At 34.7% G+C, this 16331-nt stretch carries 15 protein-coding genes, 1 other RNA gene and 3 pseudogenes; 13 read left to right on the top strand and 6 right to left on the bottom strand.

Features of this window, described 5'->3' with window-relative positions; translation table 11 throughout:
* The first annotated feature begins 25 nt into the window (after positions 1-25).
* The 7 genes and pseudogenes from NL281_RS07515 to NL281_RS07485 all read left to right on the top strand — a co-directional run bounded on the left by NL281_RS07515 (position 26) and on the right by NL281_RS07485 (position 5521).
* Positions 26-1318: an IS4 family transposase gene (locus NL281_RS07515; protein WP_370274075.1), complete on the top strand. Its 1293-nt coding sequence runs from the start codon at positions 26-28 to the stop codon at positions 1316-1318.
* Positions 1319-1424: 106 nt separating this feature from the next.
* A pseudogene (locus NL281_RS07510) lies at positions 1425-2072 on the top strand (terminase gpA endonuclease subunit); the annotation flags it as partial.
* Positions 2062-2295, top strand: a complete 234-nt coding sequence (locus NL281_RS07505) for a gpW family protein (RefSeq protein WP_253303278.1) — start codon at positions 2062-2064, stop codon at positions 2293-2295. The pseudogene NL281_RS07510 and the gene NL281_RS07505, both read left to right, overlap by 11 nt.
* A 40-nt stretch (positions 2296-2335) precedes the next feature.
* A complete protein-coding gene (locus NL281_RS07500; protein ID WP_253303277.1) occupies positions 2336-2593 on the top strand; it encodes a hypothetical protein in 258 nt (85 codons plus the stop codon).
* The gene (locus tag NL281_RS07495) at positions 2590-2850 is read left to right on the top strand and encodes a type II toxin-antitoxin system RelE family toxin (protein WP_253303276.1); all 261 of its coding nucleotides are present in this window, start codon (positions 2590-2592) and stop codon (positions 2848-2850) included. Before NL281_RS07500 ends, NL281_RS07495 begins: the two co-directional genes overlap by 4 nt.
* Positions 2851-2971: 121 nt before the next feature.
* Positions 2972-4379 (top strand): annotated as a pseudogene (locus NL281_RS07490) (phage portal protein).
* Positions 4380-4444: 65 nt separating this feature from the next.
* Positions 4445-5521: a S49 family peptidase gene (locus NL281_RS07485; RefSeq protein WP_253303275.1), complete on the top strand. Its 1077-nt coding sequence runs from the start codon at positions 4445-4447 to the stop codon at positions 5519-5521.
* Between the two features lie 77 nt (positions 5522-5598).
* Here the strand turns inward: NL281_RS07485 and NL281_RS07480 are convergent, their stop codons facing one another.
* The 3 genes and pseudogenes from NL281_RS07480 to NL281_RS07470 form a co-directional block, all read right to left on the bottom strand.
* Positions 5599-6687 carry an IS481 family transposase gene (locus NL281_RS07480; RefSeq protein WP_253303703.1) on the bottom strand — a complete coding sequence of 363 codons (1089 nt, stop codon included), beginning with the start codon at positions 6685-6687 and terminating at the stop codon, positions 5599-5601.
* A 209-nt stretch (positions 6688-6896) separates the two neighbouring features.
* Positions 6897-8243, bottom strand: a complete 1347-nt coding sequence (locus NL281_RS07475; protein WP_253303192.1) for an IS4 family transposase — start codon at positions 8241-8243, stop codon at positions 6897-6899.
* A gap of 54 nt (positions 8244-8297) precedes the next feature.
* A pseudogene (locus tag NL281_RS07470) lies at positions 8298-9075 on the bottom strand (transposase); the annotation flags it as partial.
* A 200-nt stretch (positions 9076-9275) separates the two neighbouring features.
* Between NL281_RS07470 and NL281_RS07465 the strand changes: the two are divergent.
* Both NL281_RS07465 and rnpB read left to right on the top strand, forming a co-directional pair.
* On the top strand, positions 9276-9644 hold the full coding sequence (locus NL281_RS07465; RefSeq protein ID WP_253303274.1) for a hypothetical protein: 369 nt from the start codon (positions 9276-9278) through the stop codon (positions 9642-9644).
* A gap of 157 nt (positions 9645-9801) precedes the next feature.
* Positions 9802-10151, top strand: an RNA gene (gene rnpB / locus NL281_RS07460) — RNase P RNA component class A.
* Between the two features lie 51 nt (positions 10152-10202).
* On the opposite strand, the gene NL281_RS07455 is transcribed toward rnpB, so the two are convergent.
* Entirely contained in the window at positions 10203-10973 is a 771-nt protein-coding gene (locus tag NL281_RS07455; protein ID WP_096616586.1) for a response regulator transcription factor, read from the bottom strand.
* Positions 10974-11298: 325 nt separating this feature from the next.
* Here NL281_RS07455 and NL281_RS07450 point away from each other — a divergent pair, with 325 nt between their 5' ends.
* The 4 genes from NL281_RS07450 to NL281_RS07435 are packed head-to-tail and all read left to right on the top strand — an operon-like array spanning position 11299 to position 14732.
* On the top strand, positions 11299-12282 hold the full coding sequence (locus NL281_RS07450; protein WP_006280098.1) for an NAD(P)H-dependent glycerol-3-phosphate dehydrogenase: 984 nt from the start codon (positions 11299-11301) through the stop codon (positions 12280-12282).
* 19 nt (positions 12283-12301) lie between these two features.
* Positions 12302-12784 (top strand): phosphatidylglycerophosphatase A family protein, encoded by a 483-nt coding sequence (locus tag NL281_RS07445; RefSeq protein ID WP_006279290.1) that lies wholly within the window; start codon positions 12302-12304, stop codon positions 12782-12784.
* A complete protein-coding gene (locus NL281_RS07440; RefSeq protein ID WP_253303273.1) occupies positions 12774-13553 on the top strand; it encodes a GNAT family N-acetyltransferase in 780 nt (259 codons plus the stop codon). The genes NL281_RS07445 and NL281_RS07440 overlap by 11 nt, the downstream gene beginning before the upstream one ends.
* A gap of 42 nt (positions 13554-13595) precedes the next feature.
* The gene (locus NL281_RS07435) at positions 13596-14732 is read left to right on the top strand and encodes a hypothetical protein (protein WP_010962793.1); all 1137 of its coding nucleotides are present in this window, start codon (positions 13596-13598) and stop codon (positions 14730-14732) included.
* 3 nt (positions 14733-14735) lie between these two features.
* Here the strand turns inward: NL281_RS07435 and NL281_RS07430 are convergent, their stop codons facing one another.
* Entirely contained in the window at positions 14736-15524 is a 789-nt protein-coding gene (locus tag NL281_RS07430) for a succinate dehydrogenase iron-sulfur subunit (protein WP_253303272.1), read from the bottom strand.
* Positions 15525-15610: 86 nt separating this feature from the next.
* Positions 15611-16063, bottom strand: a complete 453-nt coding sequence (gene ybeY, locus NL281_RS07425; protein WP_253303271.1) for an rRNA maturation RNase YbeY — start codon at positions 16061-16063, stop codon at positions 15611-15613.
* Positions 16064-16331: the final 268 nt, after the last annotated feature.

The raw sequence follows: 16331 nt of genomic DNA, 5'->3' as shown, positions 1-16331 counted from the left end.
CTTTCAACACTTATGGGATAAATGGCTGGAAAGAGAGTTAAAACACATTAATTTGGGAGATAAAAGGCTTAATAAAAGGCTTATAAAAACAAGTTATTGCATAGAGGGTAAGGCATCTGGTTCAATTAATCAAAGCTGTAGTGGGTGGAAAGAAGCTAAGGGTGCATATAGATTATTTAGCAATGAAAAGCTTGAAGATAAGGAAATTTATTCTTCCCATTATAAAGAAACTAAGGAAAGAATAAAAGGAAACCAGTTGGTCTTTTCAGTTCAAGATACAAGTTATTTGGATTTTGACTCTCATATAAAGACCAAGAGACTAGGCAGTATTTCTAAAGCTTATACAAAGCATAAAATGGGTTTACTGTTGCATAGTGCCTTAATAGTCAGCAGAGACGGATTACCTTTAGGTCTATCTTCCCAACAATGTTGGGCGCGTTCTATTAGGGAAGAAGAAACGGCACAAGAAAAAGCAAACAGAAAATACCGTACCTCCATAGAAGAAAAAGAAAGTTATAAGTGGATAACAGCTCTTAAAGAAACTATAAACAACCTTCCTCCAAATGTACAACTTGTTACCCTTGGTGATAGGGAAGCAGACATCTTCAAATTTTTATGGGTGGCTGAGACGTTAGGTAGTTTTTATGTAATCCGCAATCGAGCTAATAGAAGATTTATCTGTACTGAAGTCGGAAAAACAGATTTGCAAACACGCATCACTCAACTGCCAGTAAAAAAGAAAATTTCTCTAGAAGTTACTAAAGGTGGAAACCAGAGATCAAGGAAAGCTAATATTGAAGTTAAGTATATGAAAGGCTATATACCTATCAGATCTTCTTCCATTTATGGGTCAAAAGATACAATACATAAAATAAGTGATAAAATCCCTGTATATGTGGTAAGTGCAAAAGAAACAAATCCTCCTGATGGATTGGAAGCTATCGACTGGACTCTACTAACTAATGTACCGATTAATAATACTTTAGATGCCATAGAAAAGATAAATTGGTATAAGCTAAGGTGGAAAATTGAAGAGTATTTTAGGATTTTAAAATCAGGATGTAAGATAGAAAGCTCCCGCTTAGCTACAAAAGAAAGATTACAGAAGTTAATTGCTATAAAAAGTATAATCGCGTTTAAAATTTTATATTTGACAAAAGTGGCTTTATCAAATCCCATGGAAATTTGTACTAAAATTTTAAGCAACGAAGAGTGGAAGGTCCTTTACATGCGTGAGTATCGGGTAGCAACATTACCCGAAGAACCTCCAAACATAAAACAAGCTATTATTTGGTTAGGAAAATTGGGTGATTTATGAATAGAAAAAGTGATAATTTACCAGGGTCTATGACTCTATGGCGGGGCTATGAAAACCTTAAGGAGAGCATTGTTATGCTTCACATCATAACCTCTCAAAATTGTGGGTAAAAGTAAGGGTATTAGAAGGTGATACTGGAAGTGGAGAGGTATGGGGAAAACTTTCAGAGCTTTTGAATCATCATTTTATCGGTGAAAATGGGCTTGAATACATGATAAGTATGATGGCGGTAGATGCTGGGTATGCAACACAAGAAGTATACAATTGGGTAAGGGGTCACCAAGGGTCAGGGAGAGTAATGGCAGTAAAAGGGGCAAACAAAGCGCTAGTGCCACTGAGCAGCCCAAGTAGAGTAGATGTAACAGTTAGCGGACAAAAGCTAAAGAGAGGAATGAAGCTGTGGCCAGTTGGAGTATCGATATTGAAGTCCGAGCTTTTCCAATTACTTAATGTTTTAACAGAAGGGGCGCCGGGGTATTGTCATTTTCCAGAGTATACACCTGAATATTTTAAGCAACTTACTGCAGAACAACTAATTACCAAGGTAGTAAAAGGGTATACCAAACAAGAATGGCAAAAGATAAGAGATCGAAATGAAGTACTAGATTGCAGAGTTTACGCAAGAGCAGCATCGATAGCACTGGGAATAGATAGGTGGCCAGAGAGTAAATGGGAGAGTTTAGTAGGTGAAAAAACTAAAAAGTCAAAAAGAGTGAGAAAGAGTCAATGGTTAAGCGAGAAAAATGTACAGTGAAGAGTACTTAGCGCAAGTAGAAGAAGCGATAAAGAAGCTACAGAGCGGGGAAAGGGTTGTCTCAATTGCATACGGTGATCATGTGGTTAGGTATGGAGAAGTTCAGATAAAAGATCTATTGGACTTAAGACAACGAATTAAATCTGAATTGAAAATCGCAGGTGTGAGGCCAAAGAGAAAGATTATTATTTCAACGAGTAAGGGGATTGACAAAATTGTGTAAAAATGTTATAGTCTATAGTTGATGTTTTCTGGTTAATCATATGGCTCAAAGTCAAAAAAAGCTCAATATTAATGTAAGTTTCGAGGGTGAATTTGCTCAGTATCTTACAGAGGTCGCAAAAGCATGGAATAAAACTATACCAGAAGTTTTAGTGTGTCTTGTGAAAGAAGAATTTGAAGCAGAGAAAGAGATGGCTGAAATTATAAAAGAACGTGATGTGCCAGATGCAAAGACGGTCAGAAATGAGGATGTCGATTGGGATAAAATATTATCTGCAAAGACAATTAAAGATGAGTGAAATACAATATTATCTATTCAGAAAAGGTTCTTGAGAGAGATTTCCTTACTTTACCACCAACAATAAGATCAAGAATTAGAAGAGCTATAGACGAGCGGCTTACAATTGATCCAATTAATCTTGGTAAACCATTAAGTGGTAGATTAGTAGGAAGTAAAAGATTAAGAGTAGGCGATTATCGGATTATTTATAAAGTAGATAAATTAGAGAACACAGTAATCATCACAGAAATAGGACACAGAAGTACCATTTATTAAGAGGTAAATGCACTATAAAAAGTCAATGACCAAATTCTCCAGCAGCTTGCTGAAATTTCTCAATATTAAACCATAAATTTGTGCAACAACCTGCTGCATAATTAAAACAATCAGAGGCTAAATGTTATTGAAATCATTCAAACAGTTATTTCACAAACGACCAAAACCAAAAAGTTCAGCCTGGGATGCATCAGGTTCAGGAAGAAGATTATTGCACTTTCAACCAGAGTCAGGAAGTATAAATAGCTTACTCTCTCACAGTCTTGAAACTTTGCGTAGTCGATCTCGAGATATGGTAAGAAAGAACTCCTATGCGGATCGATACGATAGTGAGTAATTGCGTTGGAACAGGAATAAAACCGCAGTCAAAGGCGAAAGATGCAGAATTTCGGAAAAAAGTGCAAGAATTATGGCTGAGATGGACAGATGAAGCAGACAGTAGCGGAGTAAGTGATTTTTATGGATTACAAGCTTTGGTTTGTAGGAGCATGATAGAAGGAGGAGAATGTTTTGTACGGCTGAGAACGAGAAAACGAGAAGATGGTCTTTGTGTGCCGTTGCAACTGCAAGTACTTGAATCAGAGCATTTAGACAATAAGAGCAATCAAACCCTTGCCAATGGTAATGTAATAAGAAACGGCATTGAATTTAACCGACTTGGGCAAAGAGAAGCATATTACCTATTTAGAGAACATCCAGGTGAAGGCTCGTTTGGCGAATCAGTAAGAGTACCAGCAAATGATGTTTTACATATTTACAGACCATTAAGACCTGGGCAGATTCGAGGAGTACCATGGTTGTCCAGTGTACTGTTAAAGCTCTATGAACTTGATCAATACGATGATGCGGAATTAGTGAGAAAAAAGACTGCTGCAATGTTTGCTGGGTTTATTACGAGACTCGATCCAGAAGCAAATATTTTAGGAGAAGGTGAAGCAAATGAGCAAGGAGTAGCACTATCAGGTTTAGAGCCAGGAACTATGCAACTGCTTGATCCAGGTGAGGACATAAAATTTTCAGAACCATCTGATGTTGGAGGAAGTTATGAGGCATTCATGAAACAGCAGCTCAGAGCAATAGCAGTAGGCATGGGAATAACTTACGAGCAGCTAACAGGTGACTTAACAAATGTCAATTATTCATCAATCCGAGCAGGATTAATAGAGTTTCGCCGGAGGTGCGGAATGTTACAGCATAACGTAATGGTATTTCAATTTTGCCGTCCGGTATGGGATAGGTGGTTAGAATTAGCAGTACTATCTGGAGAACTGGATATAGGTGAAAAAAAAGGGGGAAAAGAAGAGGTAAAATGGATAGCGCAAGGGTTTGATTGGGTAGATCCACTGAAAGACCAGCAAGCACAGCAAATGGCGGTAAGGAATGGATTTAAGAGCAGGTCAGAAGTAGTATCAGAGCTAGGTTACGATATAGAAGAAATCGACCAAGAAATTGCTGAAGATCAAAGACGTGCAAGTGAACTGGGCTTAAATTTTGATTCTGATGTGAATTCTAATGCTGAAATGATATAAAATTCTATTTCTATGACAAATGGGTTTTTATTGCCCCAGACACAAATAAAAAATTTTAAAAACATATGATGACACAAATAAATTGGATGAACAAGCCAATGATGATAGAGGCAAGAAGTTTTGAATTACTGTCATTACATGCAGGAAAGCAGCCAATTTTTAAAAACATAAAACATGCAGTAAGAAATAGTGAAAGGGGAATAAAAGTACATGGAATCTTGACGAAGAATTCAGAAGCTTTTGATGATGTGTTGGGGATGACATCGTATGAGAAGATACGTGAAGAGATAGAAGAAGCTTTAATAGATGAAGAAGTAGAAACAATAATTTTGGACATAGACAGCCCTGGAGGAGAAGTAAACGGTTTATTCGACCTTTCGGACTTTATTTACGAAGCAAGGGCATTGAAAAAGATCGTAGCAATAGCAAATGATGATGCATATTCTGCGGCGTATGCAATTGCATCAAGTGCTGAAAAGGTGTATGTAAGCAGAACATCAGGGGTAGGAAGTATAGGAGTAATAGCAAGTCACATTGATCAAAGTGGATTCGATGAAAAGCAAGGTATTAAGTACACAACTGTTTTTGCTGGAAGTCGAAAAAACGATTTAAACCCGCATGAGCCAATAACATCTGAAAGTCTGGAAAGCTTACAAGAGGAAGTAGATCGTCTATATGAGATGTTTGTCCAGCTTATAGCACGAAACAGAAATCTATCCACGGAAAAAATCAAATCAACGGAAGCAGGGCTATATTTTGGAGAAAAAGCGATAGAGGTAGGACTTGCTGATGGAATTACAACATTTTCAGAATTTATAGATAATTATAGGAGAAATAATATGACTAAAACTGAGATAAAAGAACAAGCAATAGATATTGATGAGCAAGGAAGATGTTTAGGGTACGAGAGCTGCCGTAAAGAAGTATTAGAGGTGATAAGATTATGTAATTTATCAAAGATGCCAGAGAAGATAGGAGAATTTATCGAGCAGAATGTAAATGCCAAACAAGCGCAAGAGATATTAATGTCGATACTAGCAGAGAGAACAAAGAAGACAGAGATTTTGAGTACAATACCGCAAAGTACACCGGAAGACTTGATGATGCAGGTAGCGAAAAGTCGAGCAAAATCGGGCATTTGATGGTAGCCTACTCTTAACCGCGGTATATAATGCTAACATACGCTGTAAAAGACAAGACTTAATCTGACAGACAAGAATTAACTGACAGAAGAATTGAGGTAGTCAAAACTAATATCAGTCTCTTGTGTAATGCTACTAATATTTTTCTGAAAAGCAACATGTTTGCTATCAAGAAAAGTCTGCATAGGCGTCTTACCATAGCAATATTTACCTGAATGCGGTCTTGTTTCATTGTAAGAACGCAACCAATAATCAACATCAATCTGTAGACCTTCCAAAGAATTGTAGATTTTCTTTCTGAAGATAATATTGTAACACTCATCTTGCATAGTTCTATGAAACCTTTCACATATGCCATTAGTCTGTGGAGAATTGGCTTTGGTCCTAGAATGATCGATATTTTCGATTCCCAAATAAAGCTGATAAGCGTGATTTTCAGGCTTACCACAATACTCTGTTCCTCGGTCTGTAAGGATACGCAATAATGGCACATTTTGCTCATCAAAAAATGGTATCACTCTATCATTCAGCAAGTCAGCAGCAGTAATAGCCGTTTTGTCTGTATAAAGCTTGGCAAATGCTACTCGAGAATAAGTATCAATGAAGGTCTGCTGGTAGATTCTTCCTATACCTTTTATATTACCTACATAATAGGTATCTTGAGAACCCAAATAACCTGAATGTTCGGTGTCAATTTCACCATGTGCTTCTCTTTGTTCTTTAACTTTTTCTAAAGCTGCAAGTTGCTCTTCGGTTAATATAATTCCATCTTGAGCTACTTTTGCTTCCAGTGCTTTAAGTCTTTTCTTGAAAGTTTCAAGATCATTTCTCAGCCATATAGATCTCACTCCTCCCTGAGAAATTATTATACCTCTTTTTCTCAGTTCATTTGCAGCTCTTTCTTGCCCATATGCTGGAAATTCTGTTGCTATACCAATCGCTGCTCTTTCTATATCGTCGGAAACTCTATTCGCTAATAGAGGTTTTTTCTTACTTATCTCATGTAATGCTTCTTCTCCTCCATTTTCGTACAACTCTTTGAATCGATAAAATGTATCTCTTGAGTATCCCATCACTTTGCATGCTTGAGATACATTTCCTAGTTGTTTTGCTAGTTCTAATAACCCTAGCTTTGGTTTTAGTATTTTTGTTTGTATTGTACTCATTTCTAACACTCCTTTCTTTTATTATTTTATAACTTACTTTTTTAAAGTGTCAGATCAAGTCTTGTTTAATACACATACGCCGCGGTAAAATACTTACTTTTACCCACAATTTTGAGAGGTTATGATGTGAAGCATAACAATGCTCTCCTTAAGGTTTTCATAGCCCCGCCATAGAGTCATAGACCCTGGTAAATTATCACTTTTTCTATTCATAAATCACCCAATTTTCCTAACCAAATAATAGCTTGTTTTATGTTTGGAGGTTCTTCGGGTAATGTTGCTACCCGATACTCACGCATGTAAAGGACCTTCCACTCTTCGTTGCTTAAAATTTTAGTACAAATTTCCATGGGATTTGATAAAGCCACTTTTGTCAAATATAAAATTTTAAACGCGATTATACTTTTTATAGCAATTAACTTCTGTAATCTTTCTTTTGTAGCTAAGCGGGAGCTTTCTATCTTACATCCTGATTTTAAAATCCTAAAATACTCTTCAATTTTCCACCTTAGCTTATACCAATTTATCTTTTCTATGGCATCTAAAGTATTATTAATCGGTACATTAGTTAGTAGAGTCCAGTCGATAGCTTCCAATCCATCAGGAGGATTTGTTTCTTTTGCACTTACCACATATACAGGGATTTTATCACTTATTTTATGTATTGTATCTTTTGACCCATAAATGGAAGAAGATCTGATAGGTATATAGCCTTTCATATACTTAACTTCAATATTAGCTTTCCTTGATCTCTGGTTTCCACCTTTAGTAACTTCTAGAGAAATTTTCTTTTTTACTGGCAGTTGAGTGATGCGTGTTTGCAAATCTGTTTTTCCGACTTCAGTACAGATAAATCTTCTATTAGCTCGATTGCGGATTACATAAAAACTACCTAACGTCTCAGCCACCCATAAAAATTTGAAGATGTCTGCTTCCCTATCACCAAGGGTAACAAGTTGTACATTTGGAGGAAGGTTGTTTATAGTTTCTTTAAGAGCTGTTATCCACTTATAACTTTCTTTTTCTTCTATGGAGGTACGGTATTTTCTGTTTGCTTTTTCTTGTGCCGTTTCTTCTTCCCTAATAGAACGCGCCCAACATTGTTGGGAAGATAGACCTAAAGGTAATCCGTCTCTGCTGACTATTAAGGCACTATGCAACAGTAAACCCATTTTATGCTTTGTATAAGCTTTAGAAATACTGCCTAGTCTCTTGGTCTTTATATGAGAGTCAAAATCCAAATAACTTGTATCTTGAACTGAAAAGACCAACTGGTTTCCTTTTATTCTTTCCTTAGTTTCTTTATAATGGGAAGAATAAATTTCCTTATCTTCAAGCTTTTCATTGCTAAATAATCTATATGCACCCTTAGCTTCTTTCCACCCACTACAGCTTTGATTAATTGAACCAGATGCCTTACCCTCTATGCAATAACTTGTTTTTATAAGCCTTTTATTAAGCCTTTTATCTCCCAAATTAATGTGTTTTAACTCTCTTTCCAGCCATTTATCCCCTAAGCCATCTGTATATTGCACGCTTGTACTTGTTTCTATCATTTTGATCCTAAATTATTTAGCTTACTCACTTTTTACATTTGTGGGTAAAAGTAAGATTTTAACTTTAGCGCGTATACTTGCTCTATCAAAAAGGGCTTGAAAGTTTTTTGGCGCAATAAGTACCTGATAGAGTTTCTGCCTCATTACACCAAATAAAACCGAAAAATTTAAACGATACTCAGCAATTTGATCTGGATTCCAAGGCCCTTGTGCATCACACATATGAAGCGACAATATATTACACATGACTAAGTTTGCCCAAAATTCTTGTAATACAGTCTCTAAATTTACGCCAGAAAAATTCTCTAACTCTGCACCTATTTTGAGTCGTTTATAGCACTCCTCTATATGCCACCTTAATACATAAGCTTTGCTGATATCTTCCAAAGTAAATTTTTCTCGATCAAAAAGTGAAGTAACCAATACCTCTGTTTCTCCGTTGGCTAATGTCAGCACTATTACTCTTACTTTCTGTCCTTTCATTTTATTTTTTAGCTTTTCATTTTCTAATATAAAATCGAAATCTAATTCTCCAGATGCAATTCGTTCCCATAGCTTGCTATAATTTCTTTTTTGCAAGCGAAAAATAAAATCTACTTCCAAATCATAATGCTGCTGAATGAATTTTACTGAAGACGATCATAGATAAATAATAATTTCTTTTGATTTAATGAACGCATTTGAGTGATAACTTCGGGTAATTGCTCTTCCGCCAACGTTTGTTCACCTATATTCCAAGCCGCAAGACGAGCACTACAAATCAGCGAAGTACACAAATCAACAAACAAATTGCCAATGGTGGCATTGTGCCTGTTGTTCCATTTGGTTTAAAGCTTACTATTACCCACAAATATAAATGTTTGTTGCATAGCTCTTAATGGCATAACTTTTGCTTGAAATAACTGTTTATATGGTGCAATTTACAGCTTTTAGTTGCTAAAATTATAACTCTTAGTTTAATAATTTTAATCTAATAAGCTTTCAGGTTAATAAAATTAAATTATTTGAGTAAATACAATACTATGTTTTTATTTGTGGGTAATAGTAAGGACTTTACTTCCTCAGTCTACTTCTTCACCACAACCTACTCAACTTGCTATAGGGTCTAATAAGGCAGGAATGATAGGGGGATCTTTGGTTGGAGCAATAGGTATTGTTGGAATTATAGGATTCATAGCATATAGATATGTTAAGGGTCGTAATGCTGCTCCTGTATTAGAACTAACTGATTTGGGTTATAGAAGGCGATCATCTTCAAGTAGCGATGAAGAAATTTTTACCACTGGTAACAGAATGCGAACTATATATCAATCTGAAACAGTGCTAAATAGTATATCAGTAGAAAGTAGTAGTCGATCAAGAAGTAGCTCATCGTCTTCAAGCGGTGGACCAGGCTCTTGACTAACTGAAGCGGAGTCTAAAAGTGAAAAAAGCTTATCTTGGGATAGTGATGATGTGCCGGAATATCACCTTTAGCTATTTGTCTAAATGTTTTTAATATGTAGACTGTTAGGAAATTGTCTTTTGCTTTTGTGATTTTCATGTTAAAGTATAATCCCTAGGTGAAATAAGTAGCTGCTGTTGTGTGATAAACATAGCAGAGGAAAGTCCGGGCTCCAAGGAAAAATAGTGACGGGTAATGCCCGCCGGAGGTAACTCCAGTTATAGGGCTACAGAGAATTACCGCCTAAAATATTCTTAGGTAAGGGTGAAAAGGTGTGGTAAGAGCACACCATGGCAATGGCAACATTGGTAGTCGAGTAACCAACACTAGGAGCAAGATTAAATAGAAGTAGATTTTATGTTTTCCTCATATCTACTCGGGTAAATCGCATGCGGTAAATGGTAACATTTACTCCAGATAAATAGCTACATAAACAGAACTCGGCTTATATTTCACCTAGGCGTTCACATGATACGTGCGATATAAGCCATGCTATATTTAAATGTATAGGCATTTCATGCGTTGTCCTTCACTTGTTCTGCTTGATAGCCATCACTACTTTCGCCTACATTAACATTAGAATATTCTTCATCATCAATATACTCTTTCAGAACATACCCTCTGCCCCAAACGGTTTCTATGTGGCTTTTTCCATCATTTGCACTTTCAAGTTTCTTACGTAATTTGCACATAAAAACATCAACTATCTTGTTATCTGAAGGTTCATCTAAGCCATTGTAAAGATGATTTAAGAACATTTCTTTTGTTAATACTGTTCCTTTACGCAGTGCTAGCAATTCTATCATAGAATACTCTTTATTAGTAAGGTGAACCGTTTTACCTTTCACCTCAACAATCCTGTGATCAAAATTGATATTTATATTACCAATCTTTATCACCGATTCAGGATGGCCTTTAGTACGACGCACTATGGCCTTAATTCGAGCTAATAACTCACTTTTATGAAATGGTTTGGTTAAGTAATCATCGGCACCATACCCGAGTCCTTTAGCTTTGTGATTGACAGCGGATATACATGAAAGTATTAAGACAGGAACTTTGATTTTTGCACTTCTTAGTCTTAGCAATATATCATATCCGTCAATATCACCAGGCAAGTGTATATCTAAAATAACTAGGTCATAGTAATCTCCGTTTGAGGAAACCATATTATTGTTATAATCTTGTGCAGAAGTAACAACGTCACAGAAATGTCCATCAGAAGTTAAGGCGTTAACCACAGTCTTTGCACTTACTTGATCATCTTCAATTAATAATATACGCATATTTTACACCCCATAAATAATTTATAATTTTAGTAATATATATAACTAAGGAAAGTAATAAATCAAATTTTTATTAACAAATGATCAAAATTACACTTATTAATTAATAGTAAATATATTGTTCCAAAGTTATATAAATAGATCTGAAATATAATAGACATACCATGATAGTAATAATATTTTTAGTAAATATTGAATTAAAGTTACTATTATTAAAAGGATACTTCGGTTAATAAATATTTAACTATTCTATATGTCTGTGTTATATTTTTAATTTACTTATCCTACTATTTTAAAGTATAAGTAATATTTTCAGGAATATTGTGTGGCAATATCAATTTTAGGTGCTGGTGCATGGGGTACAGCAATCGCAATTTCATTAGGTAGTAAGAAAGATGTGATTTTGTGGACTCGCAATGAAACTACATTTGAATCAATCAACGGGAAAAGAGAAAGTGACAAGCTACCCGGTTGTCGAATTTCTGATAATGTGTCAGTAAAATTGGCTATTGAAGACACAATTAATGCTTCAGTAACAATCCTCGCTGTTCCCACTCAGTCTCTGAGGAAGGTATGTCAGCAATTGCATAATTGTAATCTGAAAAAAGATGTAGCAATAATTTTAGCTTGTAAGGGAATAGAAAAGTCTACATTAAAATTACCTAGTGAAATAGTAAATGAAATTTTACCTAACAATCCTATTGCTATTTTTTCAGGTCCTAGCTTTGCTGTAGAAGTTGCAAGAAAATTACCCTATTCAATGGTTCTTGCATGCCAAAATAACACATTAGGTTCAAAGCTAGTATCAGAGCTGCAACAAGAAAATGTTAAATTGGAGTTTAGTAACGACATTATAGGAGTACAGATTTGTGCAGCGTTAAAGAACGTTTTTGCTATAGCGTGTGGGATTGTTTTAGGTAGTAAACTTGGGTTTAATGCTCATGCAGCATTGATTACGAAAAGTATGAGCGAAATTAAGGCTTTATACTCAGCAAAAATTGGTGACGGTAGTGTGGATATAAATACACTACTTGGGCCAGCATGTCTGGGTGACCTAATTATGACATGCACATCCTTGAATTCAAGAAACTTATCTTTTGGGTTTAAAATAGGTAATAGTGACAATGGCTTTAATGTTCAGCAGATTTTGTCAGAAGGCAAGTCAGTGATTGAAGGTTTTAGCACTGCTGAGTCCATATTTAATTTAGCAGGAAAGCTAAAGATAAAAATGCCTATATGTGAAGCGGTCTATAGATTATTGTATGAAAGCGCCTCTATAGAGGATACTATTTCTGTTCTTATAAGTTAATTTTGTATTTGGATATATTGTGAAATTTTTATATAAATTAATATCAACATGGTGGCTGTCTGGAACAGTAAAAAAAATGCCAGGTACTGTGGGTAGTTTGGCTTCTTTTCCGCTTGTTCCTGTAATCCTGAGCAACAAAATTTTAGGTGCAGCAATTATTTCTTTTTTATTCTTAATTGGATTATGGTCTACAGGTAATTATATAAAACATTACAAGACTTCATGTGATCCAAAAGAGGTAGTAATTGACGAAGTGGTTGGTCAATTGCTGACGATACTTTTAGTTTCGATATTGTTAAGCCAAGAGATGAATTGTTCTTCATTGTTGTTGTGCTTTTTTTCTTTTAGGTTTTTTGATATAATAAAAACGTGGCCTATAAATTTAATCGATAAAAATACCAAAGGTCCTTTAGGTATTATGCTAGATGACGTTATAGCTGCAATTTTAGCCTGTGTTCTTATAGGAGCCTTTTATTGTTTATTGTTGGTGTATGCAGGATAAAAAAATTTATTATTCAAGCTTAATTGTTCAAAATCTAAAGGATTATATACTGTACACAGCGAATTTATCTGAGTGGGAAGTACACGATGAATTTGATAACATCATATTTACAATAAATGGTACCAGGGAGTCATTATTTAATTTTGTGTTCTGTGGAGATCAATGTACCGAGCTTTCTATACAAAAAACTCTAGATTATCTCAGAACAAGAGATATAGAAGCAACATGGGTAATAAATTCACATATGAAAATAAGAGATATTTTAGAAAAGTGTGAAATAAAACACGTTAGCACACCAAAAAAAGCTTTACTTAATATGAAAAATTACTTTTTACCTGCTGATGTTATTCCAAACTTGAGGTTAAATGCTGTGAATGGTAGCAACCTCTTAGAACAGTTAGATCTACACACTTCTAAAATTTTTTATCATGGCGTTGGAATTGTCAGCACATTTTTTCGCGGATTACCAAATTATGATGATAAGAACTCAAGATTAAGACTTTTTCTTGTAACACTAAATAATGAAATTATTGGGACATGCGGTCTTTATGTTCAAGATAGCGTAGCTGGTTTTTATAGTGATGGAGTTTTACCAATTTACAGGAATCGTGGAATAGGTACCCAAATGGTTTTAGAAAGAATAAAGATAGCTAAACAGCTTGAATGCAAATATATAGTAGCACATTGTATGAAATCTTCTGTGAACCTTTATAAGAGATTGGGCTTTCAAATGTTAGGCAATCTTTACTTATATACCTCTTCAGCATAATTCTGAGCGGTTACAAATTTTTACATTTGTTTTAAAAGTGCTATGTTTTTTTTGTATGAAGTGGTTTTAATATTGATTCTAATATTATTCTTTCTCTCTTATTCTAAATTAAAAATTAGTAATAAGATTAAGAACTTACAGCATCAAAATGTTATCATAAATAATTTAATTGATACTGTGAATGATGGGTTTTATATTTGGGATGCAAAAAAACGTATAGAAAAGTTCTCTCCCAATTTACTAATTTTGCTTAATACTGTTTTTTACTCATTTAATGAGTTTGTGAATTTTTTTGAGCAATCAGAAAGCTTAATCAAAAATTTTGTTGAGGCAAAGGAAATAAATAAATCTTTTACTCTAGATTTAAAGTCAAAAGACAGTGAGGTTTATTGCATATGTTACGGTAGAAGCATAATAGATGATTCTAACAATGTGATAGGTGTGCTGTTATGGATAAGGAATGTCTCAGACTGTAAGATAAAGGCTAACGGACTTGAGTTAGAAAATAGTAAGCTTACACAGGAAGTGGAGAGCTATAAAAACGTTTTCAACTCTTTACCATTTCCAATACTAAGATATAACAAGAGTAGAAAGGTGGAATTTTATAACTTGTTTTATGATAAATATGTAGATGGTTCTAAGAAATTTGCTATTACCGGTAGCGCTCATAGCACAAAACCAGGAAGACATGTCATAACTTATAAGAACGAACCTAAGGTTTTCGATTTTGTTAAAATTCCAATACAAGGTTCTGGTAGCATAGTAATGTATGGGAAAGATGTTAGTGATGCAGAGAAATTATATACTGAATTAAACAGTTATTTAGCTACACAGAAAAATTTGCTTGAGAGGTTACCGGTTGCTATAGTAATATATAGTAAGAATCAAAAGCTAAAATTTTATAATAATGCTTTTATAAAAACCTTTCAATTTGACCCAAAATTTTTGGCATCTTACCCAACTTATCACGAAGTTATGCTTTACCTCTTCGAATCTAAAAAGCTTTTAGAAAAAGAGGATTTTCAAACTATTAGTAACCAAAGACATGAGTTGTTCAAAAAATTATTTGAATCGTACGATGATACGATGCACTTCACAAACGGAAAAGCGTTCAGGGTATTAACAATACCCTACGCTTCGGAAGGTTTGCTGTTCTCTTACGAAGAATGCAAAAGATAATACTTAAACTCCTTCTCTCTCTACCATGAGCTGTTTTACTTTCGCTATTGCTCTTGCTGGATTAAGTCCTTTAGGACAAGTTTTTGTGCAATTCATTATTGTATGACAACGATACAACTTGAATGGGTCGTTTAAAACATCAAGTCTTTCACCTGTCTTATTATCACGGCTGTCAGCAATCCATCTGTAAGCTTGTAATAGTATTGCTGGTCCTAAAAATTTATCACTATTCCACCAGTAGCTTGGACAACCAGTTGAACAGCAAGCACATAATATACAGTCGGACAAGCCATCTAATTTTTTTCTATCTTTAGGAGATTGAGAGTATTCTTTATTTGGTAGGGCAGGCTTATCTGCTTGTAACCAAGGTTTAATTGATTTGTATTGCTCATAAAATTGGCTCAAATCCGAGACTAGGTCCTTTATTACATACATGTGAGGTAATGGATATATTTTTACGTCACCTTTTATATCATGTATAGATCTAGTACATGCAAGAGTATTGGTTCCGTCAATATTCATGGCACAAGATCCACATATGCCTTCTCTACAAGAACGTCTGAAAGTTAAAGTCGAATCTATTTCATCCTTTATTTTTATTAATGCATCAAGTACCATAGGGCCACAATTATCCATATCAATAAAAAATGTGTCTATTCTAGGGTTTTTCTCGTCATCAGCAGACCAACGGTAAATTTGAAATCTTCTGATGTTTTTTGCTCTAGCAGGAATAGGATAAATTTTGCCCTTTTGATTAATTTTAGAATTCTTTGGCAAAGAAAACTGAACCATATCACTTACCTTTTATTGTTTATAGCTAAAACCCTTTGTAGATAACATATTTTATTATCATCTACTATATTTTTATTAAATTCCTTTTAAATCGTGCACATATTGTAGCCAAGCGAAGCTAAAATCTCTCTTTCTAGATTTTTCATTATAATTTCTTCATCTTTTTTTTGGTGATCATAACCAAGTAAATGCAGTAATCCATGCACTAACATGTGTGCAATGTGAGCAAGAATGGGTATACAATACTCATGCGATTCTCTTTTTATTGTGTCTATTGAAATTGCTATGTCTCCTAAATCGCACTCATTAGACAATTGTTCATACGGAAATGATAGTACGTTAGTTGGCTTATCCATTTCTCTAAATTTTAAATTAAGTTGATGTAGCAAGTCATCATCAGCCAGAGCTATTGATATATTTGGTTTATAGTGGTCTATTTTTAATTCTTTTAGAGAAGCATTGATGACACCTAATACAAAATTTTTAGGATTTTCTATAATGCTGCACCATTTCTTGTCAAGAATATTTACTTCTAACATGAGTGACACATCAGTAAGGGTGTCATGCAAATAGCTGACACTGGAATCCAAAAAAGAAGAGTTATAGACCCTTGTGTCATGTACACAACTGTACGAATATTGTACACTAGAAGGATGTCATCCCAGTGCCTAGACACTGGAATCCAGGAATTTTGGTTAGACATCAAGTTAGTGAATATAAAAGTAGCTAATCTTATATTAAAACACAACGGCTTTAATGTGGTTGCATTAAGGCTGGATTCCAGTGTCAAGCACTGGAATGACACCT

It is taken from the genome of Wolbachia endosymbiont of Phyllotreta cruciferae (assembly GCF_918697765.1).
GTDB lineage: Bacteria > Pseudomonadota > Alphaproteobacteria > Rickettsiales > Anaplasmataceae > Wolbachia > Wolbachia pipientis.
This window is presented reverse-complemented; position numbering and strand designations above follow the sequence as displayed.